Consider the following 12,870-nt stretch of genomic DNA (forward strand, 5'->3'; position numbering starts at 1 on the left):
TGGGCATCGGAGGGGCGGACCACGGGCGGCCCATCCCGCACCGGTGCCCTGCGCGGTTGCGCGTCGGTGGAAGGGGGCCGGCGCCGGGGTGTCTGCGGGAAGCCGCGGAGCGTCGCGACCACGCCTCTGGTGCCGTCCGGGTCGAAACGGACGGCAGCCGTCGATGATGCCGGGCCCGGCGAACACGGCAGCCCTCCCGTGCGAGGGCGGTCAGCGGCGCGCAAGTTGCCGTTCTCCGGCCGCACCGGGCTGGTAGGGCAGTCCGTAGTGCTTGAAGACCGCTTCCTCCTGCTCGGCGGGAAGCACGTCGTCGGTACCGATCGAAGGAGCCTGCTTCACCAGCGTCTTGACATAGCCGACCTTCAGATAGCCCGGCCCGACGATCGCGTCCTCAAGGGGGACGAAGACCAGACGGTGCCGGGTGGGCAGTCCGGTCCGTACCGTGGCCATGGCCGGCTCGTCGGTGGTGGTGTCCACATAGACCGCCTCCAGGACACCGATCTTGTGCGACTCGGAGTCGATGACATCCTGGGTGCGCCATTCCCGGACGTCGGCTGCGTGGATCATGGTCTCTCCCTATCTGGACGACTCATCGGCCGATGACGAGCCGCACCCTCGGTCCTCCGCGTGAAACCGCCGCAGTGCACGCCGCAGCGCACGCTGCATCCGCTCCGGGAGCGGCTTGCCCTCCCAGGCGGCGACCACGGCCGCGGCCACCTCCGGAAGTTTGGTGTCGCACTGCCGCGAGACGTCGACCAGCAGGTTCCTGGCCGCCCCGCGGCTGCAGGGGGTCAGGACCATCACCATTCCGCGGGCCTGGTCGATGACCGCACGGCCGGCCAGCGCCCGCCGCAGCTGATCGTTCTCGGCGCGCAGTGCGACGAGGTCCTGCCCCGCCGATGCGTTCCCCCACGTGGCCTCGGCCCGCAGTTTCCACCAGTCCTCTTGGAGCACGGTTGTGCGTTGCATGGCATGTACCTCTTCACGAGTTCGACGTCTCCGGCCTGGCCGGAGCCGTCCCGGACCGCAGTTGTCTGTCCTCTGGGTCACCGGTGGTGGTCATGGTCCCGACCGTCCTCACGCCGCCAGCGCGCCCGGTTCTGGCGGCTGTAGCGGCGGTCCCAGCGGTCCTCGCGATCCCGGCGCTCCTGATAGTCCCGGTAGTCCCGGGGCTGCCGATGGTCCCCGAGATCGGAACCGCCACGGCTTCGGCCTCCGCCACGATCGCGGCCGTGGCGAGTCGCGCCGTAGACCAGCACCGCCGCCACCACCCACCAGAGGGGGTGAAGGAAGCCGAAGCCGAAGAGAACGGCGACGAGGATGAGGAGCAGGACGAACACTGTGGGCCTCCCCGGGAGCAGAACACCGCATCGATACCGGGGACTGGGGCCTTACCCCTCAGCTTAGTCCTGCCCGACGGGTGCGGGTACCGTCCGACGTCAGCGCGTCCCGTCCGGCACGGATGGCTGCTTGACGCCTGTCGGGAAACTACGGCGAGGGCTAGCGTGCGACATGCCGCCCCGGCCCCCGGCAGCGTCGCACCGCCAACGCGCTCCCCAGAGGGCGCTCCCTGCGCATCGGTGCCGGAAACCCGCCGCGTCACGAGCCCGGCCGTTCCCGCACACGCCCGTCGTCACGAGAACCCGGCGGAGCCCCGGTGCGCCTCAAGCGGGCAACGATCTGCCGCCCGCCGCGTCGCACGCATCCCTTACCAGGCGGTACACATGTACGCGCTGATCGTTCCCGCTTCGACCCCCTTCGTCCTGCTCATCGCGGTGATGGCCCTTTCGTGGTGGGAGGACCACATCCTGCCGCCGCCGACCGAGCCGGCCGAATCCCCCGCCGAGGCTCCGCTCACCCCGGCGGCCCCGGCGCAGCTCCCAGAACTCGCCCGTGTCGACACCACGTTGACAGGGGAGGTTGCCGGGCGTTGACTGACAGCACGGCGTAGGGCCATGCCACTCCGGAACTTCGGGGCGCGGCATTCCACCTTCCCACTTCGCCCGGACCCCGCGGAATCAAGGAAATTCCCGCGATCTGGAGGCCCGGCAATGATCTGGATTCTTCTCCTTCTGCTGATCCTGGTGGTCTTCGGGTTCGGCTTCACGATGCAGATCCTGTGGTGGGTCGCCGCCGTCCTGCTGGTCGTCTGGATCGCCGGCTTCGCGATGCGCGGGCGCGGCGGTGGCCGCCGCAGGTAGTCCGTTCCGGAGTACGACCCTGCCCGCAGGGACAACGGCCCGCACGGCGATCGCACGGAACCCACTCACCAGACAAGCAGGAGGCCGGCCATGAGTGTCGGACAGACCATCAAACACAAAACACAGGCGTTCAAGGGCCGGGTCACCGAACGCATCGGCCGGACCACCCGCAACAGGCGACTGCAGCGCGAAGGCAGGACCGACCGGGTCTCCGGAAACCTGAAGCAGTCCGGCGACAAGGCCAAGGACGCCTTCAGGCCCTGACCACCAACACCCCGGGTGGTGCCCACGTCGGGCGGACACCACCCGACCGGCCCGAACGCCCGACAAGCCGACAGGAATCGACGGCAATGAAGCAGACCAGCGTCCGCACCGAGAACCGGAGAAGGCAGCCATGATCATCGCCGTGATCATCGCCGTCGTCGTCATCGTCATCGGCCTGGCCATCCTCCTCTACACAGGACGTGGACGAACCCGAGGCAGTGGCGGGCAGGCGCTGAAGCGCCGCTTCGGACCCGAGTACGCCCGCGCAGTCGCCGACCACGACGGCGACACCAAGGCCGCCGAACAGGAACTCGGCAAGCGTGTGAAGGAGCACGGCTCCCTCACGCAGCAGGCGCTGACGCCGGCGGCCCTCGAGCGCTACAGGGCGCGATGGGCCGCCATCCAGGAGCAGTTCGTCGAATCACCGCTGCAGGCCGTCACCGAGGCGGACACACTGCTGGCGCGCCTGGCAAGGGACCGCGGCTTCCCCGACGGCGAGCGGTTCGAGGACCAGATCGCCGCCCTCTCCGTCCACCACGCCCACCATGTCCAGGGCTACCGCAGCATGCACACGGCGGCCCACGGGCCGAGCGGTACCGAGGACATGCGGGAGGCGATGGTCGAATCCCGAAGCCTCTTCGAAGCTCTGGTCACCGGGCAGCCGGCAACCCGCCCCGGCCCTTTGCCCCCGACGGCCAAGGCAAAGCGCCGTGGTCACTGACCCGACACCACGCGAAGGGAAGCAGCACCTGATGTCCCACGACGCCGAACACGCACCGCGGCCCCAGCCTGGGAGCCCGGATCCAGCCCGACTCGCCCCGCAGGCGCCCCGCACCGATTCCGTTCACGCACCGCGTGAGCCCGGCACCGGCGCCGACGGCCCCGATCGCACGCCCGGCCCGGACCTCATCCCGCAGGGCGACCGGGGCAAGCTGGCCCTGCGCCTCCAGCAGGCCCTGGCCACCTTCGTCGACGGGCCGCGCCAAGCGGTGGAAGAGGCCGACGCCGTCCTCGACGAAGTCACCACCCGGTTCGCCGACACCCTCGCGGAACGACGGCGCGTCCTGCGCACGGGCTGGCAGGACCCGGACGCCGACGTGCAGACCGAGGAACTACGGCTCGCCCTGAGGCAGTACCGGGAGATCACCGAACGGCTGCTGCACATGTCGGTGCCTGCCGGTCAGTGACAGCGTCCTCCCCGCAAGAAGGACAGCCGCCGCAGGAGAACGGTGCGTACCTCACACCGGTCGGACTGCGACGGCCGTCTCCTGCGATCAGGGGAATCCGACCGGTCGCCCGCGTCGCGGTCACGGTCGGCAACGGGGCTCGGCACGACGGGCACGACGCCATACCGGTTCCGTCCGCGCAGTTCATCCGGTCGGTACGGCGAAACGCAGGATGCGTCCCCAGGTGGAGCCGTACTGCCGCCACAGCGGGCCGGTGATGTACGGGATGTTGTGCTTCTCGCAGAGTGCACGCACACGCGGGGCGATCTCGGCGTAGCGGTTGCTGGGCAGGTCCGGGAAGGCGTGGTGCTCGATCTGGTGGCCGAGATTGCCGCTGAGGACGTGGAAGAGCGGGCCGCCTTCGATGTTGGCGGAGCCCTGGACCTGACGCAGGTACCACTCACCGCGGGTCTCGTCGTCGATGTGCTCCTCGGTGAACGTCTGGACGTCACCGGGGAAATGCCCGCAGAAGATGATGGTGTGGGTCCACAGGTTGCGCACCGTGTTGGCGGTGAGGTTCCCGAGCAGACAAGGCAGCGCGGAGGGCCCGGCCAGCAGCGGGAAGACCATGTAGTCCTTGGCGATCTGCCGGGTCGCCTTGGCGAGAAACCCGCGCACGTCGCTGAGGAAGGAACGCCACGGCTTGCGGCCGGCGACGACGGCATCCGGTTCCAGGTCGTACAGCGCGATGCCCCACTCGAAGAGCGGCGCGAGCAGGAAGTTGTAGAACGGCTGGGCGAGATGGCGCGGATGCCAGGGCTGGTCGGCGCTCATCCGGAAGGCGACGTACCCGAGGTCGCGGTCGCGGTTCACGACGTTGGTCCAGGTGTGGTGCAGGTGGTTGTGAGTGTGCTTCCAGGCCTCGGCGGGGGTGAGGAAGTCCCACTCCCAGGTCGTCGAGTGGATCGCCGGGTCACCCATCCAGTCCCACTGGCCGTGCAGGATGTTGTGGCCCAGCTCCATGTTCTCCAGGATCTTGGCGAGGGAGAGCAGGGCGGTGCCCGCCACCCAGGCGGGCGGGAACAGCGAGACGGCGAGGGCGCCCCGGCCTCCCGCCTCCAGGCCGCGCTGCACGGCGATCACCGTACGGATGTAGCGCGCGTCGTCGGCGCCGCGCGCGGCGATGATCTCGGCACGTATGCGGTCGAGTTCCTTGCCGAACTCGTCGCCGAGGGTGACCTCGGGAGGCTCGGGAGCGGTTGCGGTCACAGGGGACTCCTTGCGTGGCTGGGCATGAAGTTCGCCGGTACTCGGGTCGCGTACACGACCTGCAGGAGGGAACACGTCCACAAGCCGGGGGCCCGGGTTGTCGTCGGCGGATGCATGGTGGCGTTCACCGCTGGTGCCGAGACCTGCGTGAGCGGCGCGCCTCCCTGGAACAGAGCGATTGAGCTGCTGCCGGGGGCTCGGGCCTCGTCGGCCAGCCTAGTGCCGCTTCCAGGTCGGCCGACAGTGCGCCTACGGCCAACCACGGGCAGGACTCGCCGGCTCAGGTACGGGTGAGGTAGGACAGAAGCGCGGACAGGAGACTTTCCTCCATGGCCGTTCTACCCGACTCCTCCATGACACAGGCCAGTTCGGGGTCCCAGGCGGCCGGCCAGGGGCGGTCCCGCCAGCGGTGTGGACTCGCCCTTCCCGAGTTCGGCCGTGCAGTCGGCGGCAGTCATCCGTCAGGGACGGGCATCTGGGCGGGCCATGGCGTCCGCGGTGATCGCAGGCCGTCCCCAGCCGAAGTCGGTGCGCCAGTGCAACCGGGCTCTCGCGCGTACGGCGTCGCCGAGCAGTCTGTGACAGGGGGCGGACGGGACGCCCCTCGGTGCAGACGGCTGGGCTGTGCGTGAGCGCCGCCGTTGATCAACAGTGCCCGGCCCGTTTGCTGAACTCCACTTTGCCGACCGGAGTTGACGCTTTGCCCGTCGTTTCCATATCCGGAACGGATCGCCCGTGCAAATCTGGGGATGAATCAACCGCCGTCCCCCCACCAGCACTTCAGGGAGTCCTCCATGCTGCGCGGTATCGACGTGAGCGCCTACCAGTCCTCCTCGTACAGCACGGACGGCCTCTCCTTCGCCTTCATCAAGGCGACGGAGGGCCGCTCGTACATCAACCCGAGAGTCAGCGCCCAGGCGCGACACGGTCGCGAGGCCGGCCTCGTCGTCGGCTTCTACCACTTCCTGTGGCCGGGCCATCTCCAGGCCCAGGCGGAGTACTTCGTCGAGCACGCCCCCTCGAAGGCGGGCGACATCCTCGCCGTGGACTGGGAGCGGACCAGCGAGGGAACGCACGCGAGCAATGCGGAGAAGGACTCGTTCCTCCGCAAGGTGAAGGCGCTACGGCCGAACCACCGGGTCATCCTCTACACCAACCGCGATTTCTGGCTCAACGTCGACACCACCTCCTACGCCGGCGACGGCCTCTGGATCGCCGACTACGTCACGGCGGGCAAGCCCCGCATCAAGGCCAAGTGGCGCTTCCACCAGTACACCAGCGAGCCGCACGACAAGGACGTGGCGAACTTCGCCGACAAGGCCGCACTGAAGGAGTGGGCCGCCAGTGGGTGACGGCGACCCGCCCGCCGTCACGCCCTGAAGTCCGCCGGGCGTTCCGGGGATGCCTCCGCCAGCGCCTTGGTCACTTCGTCCACGCCCGCGCGCAGGCCGTAGACGGGTGTGCCCGGCTGCTGGCGCCAGGAGTCGGCGAGGGTGCCCGTGTCGACCGTGTCGAAGCCGAGTTCGTCGATCAGGTTCCTGACCACGCGCTTCGCGGCCTCGTCGTCGCCCGCGACCGGGAGCGCCTGCCGGTCGGGGTCGCCCGCGGGACGCGGGCGCTCCAGGATGTCCTGGGCGTAGGTGCCGTTGAACGCCTTGATGACGGTGTGGCCGATCTGCTGTGCCGTCCAGGCGCTCTCCGTGAGGCCCTCGTCCTCGATCGCCGCGATCCTGCCGTCCCGCTGCCGGGGGTAGTAGTTGCCGGTGTCGATCACGGCGACGTTCTCGGCCGCGCCGTCCAGGATGCCCGCCGGCAGGTCCGGGATCGCCTTGACGGGGATCGTGATCACCACGACCTCCGCGCCGCGCGCCGCCTCCTGAACGGGCACCGGGGTCGCGCCGGTCTCCTCGGCCAGCTCGGTGAGCGTGTGGGGACCGCGGGAGTTGGCGACGGAGACGTCGTGGCCGAGGGCGGTGAGCCGCCGGGTGAGGTTGCCGCCGATGTTGCCCGCGCCGATGATGCCGATCTTCATGACAGGCCCTTCCCTGGAGGATGCACGTGCACAGGTCCGGGTCGCGTCAACCTCGGACATCGGCGGCCTATTCCGTCGCTGCGGCCGAACGGGTGAGGGCCCTCAGACCCGTACGACGATCTTGCCCGTGTGCCGGTTGGACTCCATCAGGCGGTGGGCGTCCTGGATGCGGTCGAGCCCGTCGAGCACCTCGCCGACCACCGGGCGGAACCCGCCGTCGGCGAGGCCTGCGTTGAGGAAGGAGGTCGAACGGCGGCGGCCGGCGGGTGTGTTGGTGAGGATCAGGTTGGCGTAGGCGTGGAGGGTGAAGGGCCAGTTCCGGGGGATCTCGGCCGGGCGGGTGTCCAGCCAGCCGTAGACGACCAGGGAGCCGCCCGGCGCCAGGGCCTCGCCCAGCGCGCCGAAGCCGGGGCCGCCGATCGCGTCGAAGATCACTTCGGCGCCGTTGCCCCCGGTGAGCCGTTTGACCTCCTTGGCCACGGTCTCGGGCGCCGATCCGCCGGTGACGATCACCTCGGCCGCGCCGAGCTCCAGCAGCCGTTCCCGTTTCTCCTCGGTGCGGGTGGTGGCGAGCGGGATCGCACCGATGCGGCGGGCGACCTGGATCGCCGCGGTGCCGACACCGCTGGACGCGCCGGTGATCAGCACATGGTCACCGGGCCTGAGCCCTGCGGTCTCCAGCAGGGCGCCGTACGCGGTCGTGTACGTCAGCCAGGCCGCGGCGCCGGTGACGGCGTCGACGGAGGCGGGGCGGCGCAGGACCGCGGTCTCGGGCAGGACGACCCGCTCGGCGTACACGCCCTGCGCGCTCATCTCGATGCCGGGGCCGGTCAGCACCGGGGCGCCGACGGCCAGTTCGGTCACCCCCTCGCCGACCGCCTCGACGACGCCGGCGGCCTCGGCGCTTCACCACACTGGTCGGCGCACCGCCGCTGGCCTACCTCACCTGGTGGCGCATGACGACCGCGGGCCGCCTCCTGCGCGAGGAGGACCTCCCCCTGCGCCAGATCGCCCAACGAGCGGGCTACACCTCGGAGTTCGCCTTCGCCAAGGCGTTCAAGCGGGAGTTCGGGGTGGCGCCGGGGCAGTACCGGAGGCAGGTGTCCTGAGCCCGGCCCGCGGCATGACGAAGGAGTGCCCGTCCGCCGTGCGGACGGGCACCCCCGGTACGCCCTACTTGTTCAGGTACGCCCAGAACTCGTCGAAGGACAGCACCTTGTCGCCGTTCAGGTCACGGGTCTTGATGATCACCTCGGCGACCGACTCGGTGACGTTCCAGTCGCCCTCCTGCGCGAGGGCGGTCTTGAACTCCGCGGCGGTGATGAACCCGTCGCCGTCGGTGTCGATCCGCTGGAACTCCTTGCGCGCTGCTTCGATGTCGGCCACCGATCCGCCCCTTTTCTCCGTGACTGCGTGTCTTGCCGTCGTGTTGACGCAGGTCAGATTAGCTGGCCACGCGGGCCTTCAGTGCGGCGACCACCCAGGCGAACTCCGGCTCGTACGCCGCCTGCGGCCCGAGCCCCGCCACGACCGCCCACAATCGGCGGTAGCGGGCCACGCGGACGTTGGAACCCGCCTCCAGCCGCTTGAGCACCTCGGCGGGGTCCGCGTCGCCGAGCAGCCCGTGCAGGAGCTCCTCGGCCTCGGGCGCCTCGGGGGCGATGCCCCGCTCCCGGGCCTGAACCGCGAGTTGCACCAGGCGGCTCATGAACCACAGCGAGGTCCCCGCGGGCACGTCCGGGCCGCGGTCCGCCGCGTTGAACTCGATCATCCTGCGCATCAGGGTGCGGAATTCGGGGTCCTGCATCATCTCGGCGAGCTCCACCCAGGCGTCCACCTGCTCGGGGGTCGGCTCGTCCGGCAGGTCCGCCGGGGCGAACCGCATCCGCTTGCGGATGTCGGGGTCGGCCGTGTCGAGCCCGTCGAAGATCTCCGTCGTGAAGTCCTCGACGATCCGGGCCCGCTCGGCTGCCGACAGCCGCGCCAATTTGTTCATCAGGGTCATCTCCTCCGCGGTCGAGCCGCGTCGCGCCACGGTCGACAGCACCGCACGGGTCACCTTCAACGAGCGGATCTGCGCGTCCAGCGCGACCACGTGCGCCGCGGCGACCTGAGCGACCGTCCGCTCCCCGTCCAGCACCTTGCGTACGTCGTCCAGGCCGAGGCCCAGCTCACGCAGGGTGCGGATCAGCTCCAGGCGTGCGGCGGACTCGGCGTCATAGAGCCGGTAGCCGCCCGAGGAGCGGGTCACGGGGGTAAGGACGCCCTCGTCGGACCAGTAGCGGATGGTGCGCACGGTCAGGCCGGTGGACCGCGCCAGCTCACCGATGGTGGAAAGTCCGGTGCTGTCATCGATCATGTGTGTGAGTCTGGGCCTTCCAGTGGGTGGAGACTCAAGGAGCGGGGCGATGGAGACTCTGCGGGACATTCTCGACGCGGCCGCGTGCGGTGTCTTCCCGCCCGCCGACGGCCGTACGACCGTCCTCCCGCAGGCCTGTGACCGGGACGCGGGCGTGCTCTCCTTCACCGCCCACTCGGTCGTCTTCACGGACGAGGACCCGCGGTGGGTGTACGACACCCTGGCCGCCACGCGGTGCGACGCGCTCGCGGCGACGATGAACCCGCTGTTCCTGGCGGCCTTCATCGAGCGGACGGGCCGTACGTCGGAGACCATCGACGCGATGCTCGTCGGCTCCCCGCTGCCGGGGCGGCCGCCGCTCTCGCTGACCGAGATCGAGGACGGTGATCACCCTCGGATCGTGTACGCCCGCCGGCGGCGCGACGAGGTGCGCGCCTGGGAGGCGGACGGCGGTGTGCTGGTGCTGGGGCGCGGGGTCGCCGGGCGCCTCGAGGTCTCCGTGGAGGTCGACGAAGGGGTGCGGCACCGGGGACTGGGCCGGGCCATGGTGACGGCGGCCCGCCATCTGGCCACGGAGCCGCTCTGGGCGCAGGTCTCGCCGGGGAACGCCCGCAGCATGCGGACGTTCCAGGCGGCGGGCTACCGGCCCGTGGGCTCGGAAGCCCTGCTGCTCAGTGCCAGGGCCGGGTAGCCGATGATGTACTGCCGCGCGAGGCCTCAGCGGAAGATGCCCGTGTGGCCGAGCGAGTAGCGGCCCGGCTGCGGGTACACCGCGAGGCCGTGCGGGCCGCTGCCGACCTTGATGCGGGCCAGCTGGGCGCCGGTGCGGGTGTCGATGGCGTACACCTCGGAGTTGTAGCGCCCCGACAGCCACAGGACCTTGCCGTCCGCCGAGACGCCGCCCATGTCGGGGCTGCCGCCGTCCGGCAGGTGCCACTTCTTGGTGAGCCTGTTCTGTGCGAAGTCGAAGAGGGAGATGGTGCCTTCGCCGCGGTTGGAGATGTACATCTCACGCGAGTCGCGGCTGACGTAGAGGCCGTGGGCACCCTGGCCGGTGGGCAGCAGGGTGGGCTTGGTGAACTTGTCACCGTCCAGGATCCACACACCGTCGGCCATCATGTCGGCGATGTAGAACCTCTTGCCGTCCGGCGAGATCTTGACGTCCTGCGGCATCGCGCCCTGGAAGGGCAGCTTCTCCTGCCCGATCACCTTCATCCTCGCCGTGTCGACCTTGAGCAGTTCGCCGCTGAACTCGCAGGAGACGATGAAGTAGCGGCCGTCGAGGGAGAAGTCGGCGTGGTTGACGCCGTAGCAGCTCACCGGCACGGTCTTCTCGCGCTTCATGGTGTGCGCGTCACGGAAGACGAGTTCGCGGTCGAGGGAGGCCATGACGATCGCGTACTTGCCGTTCGGCGTGAAGTAGAGGTTGTACGGGTCGTGCACGTCGACGGCCTTGCCCGCCTTCCCCGTCCTCGGGTCGATGGGGGTGAGGGTGTTGCCGCGGTCGTTGTTGACCCACAGGGTCTTCATGTCCCAGGAGGGCACCACGTGCTGGGGCTGTCTGCCGACCGGGATCGTCTCGATGACCTTGTACGTCTTCGGGTCGATGACGGACACGGTGTCGGAGTTGGTGTTGGGGACGTAGACGCGGGACGGGAAGTCCTTCACCACCGGGGAGAGGTGGTTCGGGCGGTCGGCCGCGTACACGTCGCGCGGGTCGAGGACGGGCGGCATCCCGGCCAGGCCCTGCACGGCGGCCTTCTTCGGCGGGGCGACGGCGGCCTTCTTGCCAAGGGCCTCGTCCTCGTGGTGGGAGGCGCCGGTGCAGGCGGCGAGGGCGGTGAGCGAGGCGAGGGCGGCGGTCGCGATCAGGGCGCGGGTGAGCCGGGTGGGGTTCATCAGCTGAACAACTCCGTGGTGGTCACCGCGGCCAGGCCGCGGTGGGCGAGTTCTTCCAGTACGACGGGGAGGGCAGCGACCGTGTCCGGGTACCCGAAGTGCATGCTCACCACGGAGCCGCCCCGGACCTCGTCGAGGACCTTGCGCTGGACGGCATCGGCACCGGGCCGGGTGTAGTCGAGGGAGTCGACGTCGTACGACAGGACGTGCGGATAGCCGGCGCCGCGGGCAAGGCGCAGGACCAGCGGGGACGCGAGGGGCGCGCGGGAGGGGCGGAACCAGGTGCCGATGGAGCCGGTGAGGTGCTCCAGGCGGTCGGCGCAGGCGGTGATCTCGCTGCGGGCGTCGGACTCCGGCATGGTGTTGACGGCCAGATGGCGCTGGGTGTGGTTGCCGAGGTCGTGGCCGCCGTCGAGGATGCGGCGCGCCATGTCCGGGTACTGGTCGAGCCAGCTGCCCACGGCCAGGACGGTGAGGCGGGCACCGCGCTTCTCGGCCTCGGTGAGGAGGGAGCGGGCGATGGCGGGGTCCCCCTGGCCGTGGAAGGTGAGGGCGACCCGGGGGTGGGTGCGGGGGCCGTGGGTGAGCTGGGCGGGTCGGCCGGGGAGGCGGCGGGGGGCGGGGGCGGCGGATGACGTGGGGGACGGGGTGGACGGGGTGGACGAGGGGTGCGCCGATGAAGGGGGGTGCGTGCCGGCGCCGTTCGGGGCGCACCCTGCGGTGAGGGCGCCTGCGGCAAGGAGGCCGGCACCCGTGCGGAGCGCCGTCCGGCGGTCGGTCGAGGTCACCGCACCATTTAAGAGGGGAAGGGTAAGAAAAGGGCCGATTGACCCGATCGGGGGACATTCTTCGGGTCGCGCCAGGAGAACGCCGGTCCACCGGCGTGTGAGGACGAGGCCGTCAGGCCGAAGAGTGGATCCGGGAGCGCAGCCCCCAGGGACGCTCAGCGGTCAGCGACCCTCATCTCGAACCAGGTCGTCTTGCCGCGCGGCAGAAGGTCGACGCCCCAGCGGTCGGAGAGCTTGTCGACCAGGAACAGGCCCCGGCCGCTGATGTCCGTCTCCTGTACCGGCATCAGACACGGCAGGCCCCGGGAGGGGTCGCGGACCTCGATGCGGATCCAGCCCCGGCGGCGGCGCATGCGAAGGCCGAAGACCCGGGCGCCGGTGTGGCGGACCGCGTTGCCGACGAGTTCGGAGACGAGCAGGACGGCGTCCTCCGTCATCTTGGGCGTCAGGCCCCACTGGCGCAGGACCACGACCTGGGTGAGCCGGCGGGCGGTGGCGGCGGACTCCGGGCGGGACGGCAGCGGGACCTCCGCCTCGGTCGGGTTGCCGAACAACTCGAGCGCCTTGAGCGCCCGTTCGTCCTCCACCGCGGGCGACCAGCGCGCCGCCGTCGCACGGCCGTGTCCCCGCGGCTGTTCGATGCCCTCCAGCCCCGCCATGCCCCCATCATGGCCGCCCAGAGCGCCCTCCGGGGTCGTTCCTGAGGAATACGCCCCCCGGAATACATTGTTCCGAATGGGCCGGTTGACATATGCCACGGGCAGTTCAGAGGCTTCCACAGCCTGCCTGACCTGCGCTGAAGGCTCTCCTGGAGGCAATCGACGGTCTCCCTCGACAAGGCAGACTTAAGGTTGCCTTAAGGCTCCCATAAACCGCCCCATCGAGGGACCCG

The 12,870-nt window shown here is 70.2% G+C and carries 18 protein-coding genes and 1 pseudogene; 8 read left to right on the plus strand and 11 right to left on the minus strand.

Annotated elements, in window-relative coordinates:
• Nucleotides 1–210 precede the first annotated feature (210 nt).
• The 3 genes from ACIBW9_RS31590 to ACIBW9_RS31600 all read right to left on the minus strand — a co-directional run bounded on the left by ACIBW9_RS31590 (nucleotide 211) and on the right by ACIBW9_RS31600 (nucleotide 1,340).
• Nucleotides 211–567, minus strand: coding sequence for a PRC-barrel domain-containing protein (locus tag ACIBW9_RS31590; protein WP_398960432.1), 357 nt, complete (start codon nucleotides 565–567; stop codon nucleotides 211–213).
• A gap of 9 nt (nucleotides 568–576) precedes the next feature.
• Complete coding sequence (locus tag ACIBW9_RS31595) at nucleotides 577–969, minus strand: ANTAR domain-containing protein (RefSeq protein ID WP_398960433.1); 393 nt, start codon at nucleotides 967–969, stop codon at nucleotides 577–579.
• Between the two features lie 77 nt (nucleotides 970–1,046).
• Nucleotides 1,047–1,340 (minus strand): hypothetical protein, encoded by a 294-nt coding sequence (locus tag ACIBW9_RS31600; RefSeq protein WP_398960434.1) that lies wholly within the window; start codon nucleotides 1,338–1,340, stop codon nucleotides 1,047–1,049.
• A gap of 384 nt (nucleotides 1,341–1,724) precedes the next feature.
• Between ACIBW9_RS31600 and ACIBW9_RS31605 the strand changes: the two genes are divergently transcribed.
• From ACIBW9_RS31605 to ACIBW9_RS31625, 5 genes are all read left to right on the plus strand, one after another.
• Nucleotides 1,725–1,934, plus strand: a complete 210-nt coding sequence (locus ACIBW9_RS31605; RefSeq protein WP_398960435.1) for a hypothetical protein — start codon at nucleotides 1,725–1,727, stop codon at nucleotides 1,932–1,934.
• Between the two features lie 117 nt (nucleotides 1,935–2,051).
• Entirely contained in the window at nucleotides 2,052–2,201 is a 150-nt protein-coding gene (locus tag ACIBW9_RS31610; protein WP_356770226.1) for a hydrophobic protein, read from the plus strand.
• Between the two features lie 90 nt (nucleotides 2,202–2,291).
• Entirely contained in the window at nucleotides 2,292–2,465 is a 174-nt protein-coding gene (locus tag ACIBW9_RS31615) for a CsbD family protein (RefSeq protein WP_097267141.1), read from the plus strand.
• Between the two features lie 130 nt (nucleotides 2,466–2,595).
• Complete coding sequence (locus ACIBW9_RS31620) at nucleotides 2,596–3,186, plus strand: hypothetical protein (RefSeq protein ID WP_398960436.1); 591 nt, start codon at nucleotides 2,596–2,598, stop codon at nucleotides 3,184–3,186.
• Nucleotides 3,187–3,217: 31 nt separating this feature from the next.
• Entirely contained in the window at nucleotides 3,218–3,652 is a 435-nt protein-coding gene (locus tag ACIBW9_RS31625) for a hypothetical protein (protein WP_398960437.1), read from the plus strand.
• 183 nt (nucleotides 3,653–3,835) lie between these two features.
• Here the strand turns inward: ACIBW9_RS31625 and ACIBW9_RS31630 are convergent, their stop codons facing one another.
• Nucleotides 3,836–4,900 carry a fatty acid desaturase family protein gene (locus ACIBW9_RS31630; RefSeq protein ID WP_398960438.1) on the minus strand — a complete coding sequence of 355 codons (1,065 nt, stop codon included), beginning with the start codon at nucleotides 4,898–4,900 and terminating at the stop codon, nucleotides 3,836–3,838.
• Nucleotides 4,901–5,694: 794 nt separating this feature from the next.
• Here ACIBW9_RS31630 and ACIBW9_RS31635 point away from each other — a divergent pair.
• Nucleotides 5,695–6,252 carry a glycoside hydrolase family 25 protein gene (locus ACIBW9_RS31635; protein WP_398960439.1) on the plus strand — a complete coding sequence of 186 codons (558 nt, stop codon included), beginning with the start codon at nucleotides 5,695–5,697 and terminating at the stop codon, nucleotides 6,250–6,252.
• A gap of 17 nt (nucleotides 6,253–6,269) precedes the next feature.
• Here the strand turns inward: ACIBW9_RS31635 and ACIBW9_RS31640 are convergent, their stop codons facing one another.
• Complete coding sequence (locus ACIBW9_RS31640) at nucleotides 6,270–6,932, minus strand: NADPH-dependent F420 reductase (RefSeq protein WP_398960440.1); 663 nt, start codon at nucleotides 6,930–6,932, stop codon at nucleotides 6,270–6,272.
• 102 nt (nucleotides 6,933–7,034) lie between these two features.
• Nucleotides 7,035–7,796, minus strand: coding sequence for a zinc-binding dehydrogenase (locus ACIBW9_RS31645; RefSeq protein ID WP_398960441.1), 762 nt, complete (start codon nucleotides 7,794–7,796; stop codon nucleotides 7,035–7,037).
• Nucleotides 7,797–7,831: 35 nt separating this feature from the next.
• On the opposite strand from ACIBW9_RS31645, the pseudogene ACIBW9_RS31650 reads away from it, so the two are divergent.
• A pseudogene (locus tag ACIBW9_RS31650) lies at nucleotides 7,832–8,041 on the plus strand (helix-turn-helix transcriptional regulator); the annotation flags it as partial.
• Nucleotides 8,042–8,105: 64 nt separating this feature from the next.
• Here the strand turns inward: ACIBW9_RS31650 and ACIBW9_RS31655 are convergent.
• Nucleotides 8,106–8,318 (minus strand): EF-hand domain-containing protein, encoded by a 213-nt coding sequence (locus ACIBW9_RS31655; RefSeq protein WP_099931408.1) that lies wholly within the window; start codon nucleotides 8,316–8,318, stop codon nucleotides 8,106–8,108.
• Between the two features lie 58 nt (nucleotides 8,319–8,376).
• On the minus strand, nucleotides 8,377–9,291 hold the full coding sequence (locus ACIBW9_RS31660; RefSeq protein ID WP_398960442.1) for a MerR family transcriptional regulator: 915 nt from the start codon (nucleotides 9,289–9,291) through the stop codon (nucleotides 8,377–8,379).
• Nucleotides 9,292–9,340: 49 nt separating this feature from the next.
• Here ACIBW9_RS31660 and ACIBW9_RS31665 point away from each other — a divergent pair, with 49 nt between their 5' ends.
• Nucleotides 9,341–9,982 carry a GNAT family N-acetyltransferase gene (locus tag ACIBW9_RS31665; RefSeq protein ID WP_398960443.1) on the plus strand — a complete coding sequence of 214 codons (642 nt, stop codon included), beginning with the start codon at nucleotides 9,341–9,343 and terminating at the stop codon, nucleotides 9,980–9,982.
• A 26-nt stretch (nucleotides 9,983–10,008) separates the two neighbouring features.
• On the opposite strand, the gene ACIBW9_RS31670 is transcribed toward ACIBW9_RS31665, so the two are convergent.
• The 3 genes from ACIBW9_RS31670 to ACIBW9_RS31680 all read right to left on the minus strand — a co-directional run bounded on the left by ACIBW9_RS31670 (nucleotide 10,009) and on the right by ACIBW9_RS31680 (nucleotide 12,637).
• A complete protein-coding gene (locus tag ACIBW9_RS31670; protein ID WP_398960444.1) occupies nucleotides 10,009–11,190 on the minus strand; it encodes a hypothetical protein in 1,182 nt (393 codons plus the stop codon).
• Nucleotides 11,190–11,978, minus strand: a complete 789-nt coding sequence (locus tag ACIBW9_RS31675) for a polysaccharide deacetylase family protein (protein ID WP_398960445.1) — start codon at nucleotides 11,976–11,978, stop codon at nucleotides 11,190–11,192. The genes ACIBW9_RS31670 and ACIBW9_RS31675 overlap by 1 nt, the downstream gene beginning before the upstream one ends.
• 155 nt (nucleotides 11,979–12,133) lie before the next feature.
• Nucleotides 12,134–12,637, minus strand: coding sequence for an ATP-binding protein (locus tag ACIBW9_RS31680; RefSeq protein ID WP_115905786.1), 504 nt, complete (start codon nucleotides 12,635–12,637; stop codon nucleotides 12,134–12,136).
• Nucleotides 12,638–12,870 lie beyond the last annotated feature (233 nt).

This window comes from Streptomyces sp. NPDC049541 (genome assembly GCF_044465725.1).
In the GTDB taxonomy this organism is placed as follows: Bacteria; Actinomycetota; Actinomycetes; order Streptomycetales; family Streptomycetaceae; genus Streptomyces.

Coding starts and splice junctions, on each gene's coding strand:
- ACIBW9_RS31590 (WP_398960432.1), bottom strand. CDS start 567: ATGATCCACGCAGCCGACGTCCGGGAATGGCGCACCCAGGATGTCATC.
- ACIBW9_RS31595 (WP_398960433.1), bottom strand. CDS start 969: ATGCAACGCACAACCGTGCTCCAAGAGGACTGGTGGAAACTGCGGGCC.
- ACIBW9_RS31605 (WP_398960435.1), top strand. CDS start 1,725: ATGTACGCGCTGATCGTTCCCGCTTCGACCCCCTTCGTCCTGCTCATC.
- ACIBW9_RS31610 (WP_356770226.1), top strand. CDS start 2,052: ATGATCTGGATTCTTCTCCTTCTGCTGATCCTGGTGGTCTTCGGGTTC.
- ACIBW9_RS31615 (WP_097267141.1), top strand. CDS start 2,292: ATGAGTGTCGGACAGACCATCAAACACAAAACACAGGCGTTCAAGGGC.
- ACIBW9_RS31620 (WP_398960436.1), top strand. CDS start 2,596: ATGATCATCGCCGTGATCATCGCCGTCGTCGTCATCGTCATCGGCCTG.
- ACIBW9_RS31625 (WP_398960437.1), top strand. CDS start 3,218: ATGTCCCACGACGCCGAACACGCACCGCGGCCCCAGCCTGGGAGCCCG.
- ACIBW9_RS31635 (WP_398960439.1), top strand. CDS start 5,695: ATGCTGCGCGGTATCGACGTGAGCGCCTACCAGTCCTCCTCGTACAGC.
- ACIBW9_RS31640 (WP_398960440.1), bottom strand. CDS start 6,932: ATGAAGATCGGCATCATCGGCGCGGGCAACATCGGCGGCAACCTCACC.
- ACIBW9_RS31660 (WP_398960442.1), bottom strand. CDS start 9,291: ATGATCGATGACAGCACCGGACTTTCCACCATCGGTGAGCTGGCGCGG.
- ACIBW9_RS31665 (WP_398960443.1), top strand. CDS start 9,341: ATGGAGACTCTGCGGGACATTCTCGACGCGGCCGCGTGCGGTGTCTTC.
- ACIBW9_RS31670 (WP_398960444.1), bottom strand. CDS start 11,190: ATGAACCCCACCCGGCTCACCCGCGCCCTGATCGCGACCGCCGCCCTC.
- ACIBW9_RS31680 (WP_115905786.1), bottom strand. CDS start 12,637: ATGGCGGGGCTGGAGGGCATCGAACAGCCGCGGGGACACGGCCGTGCG.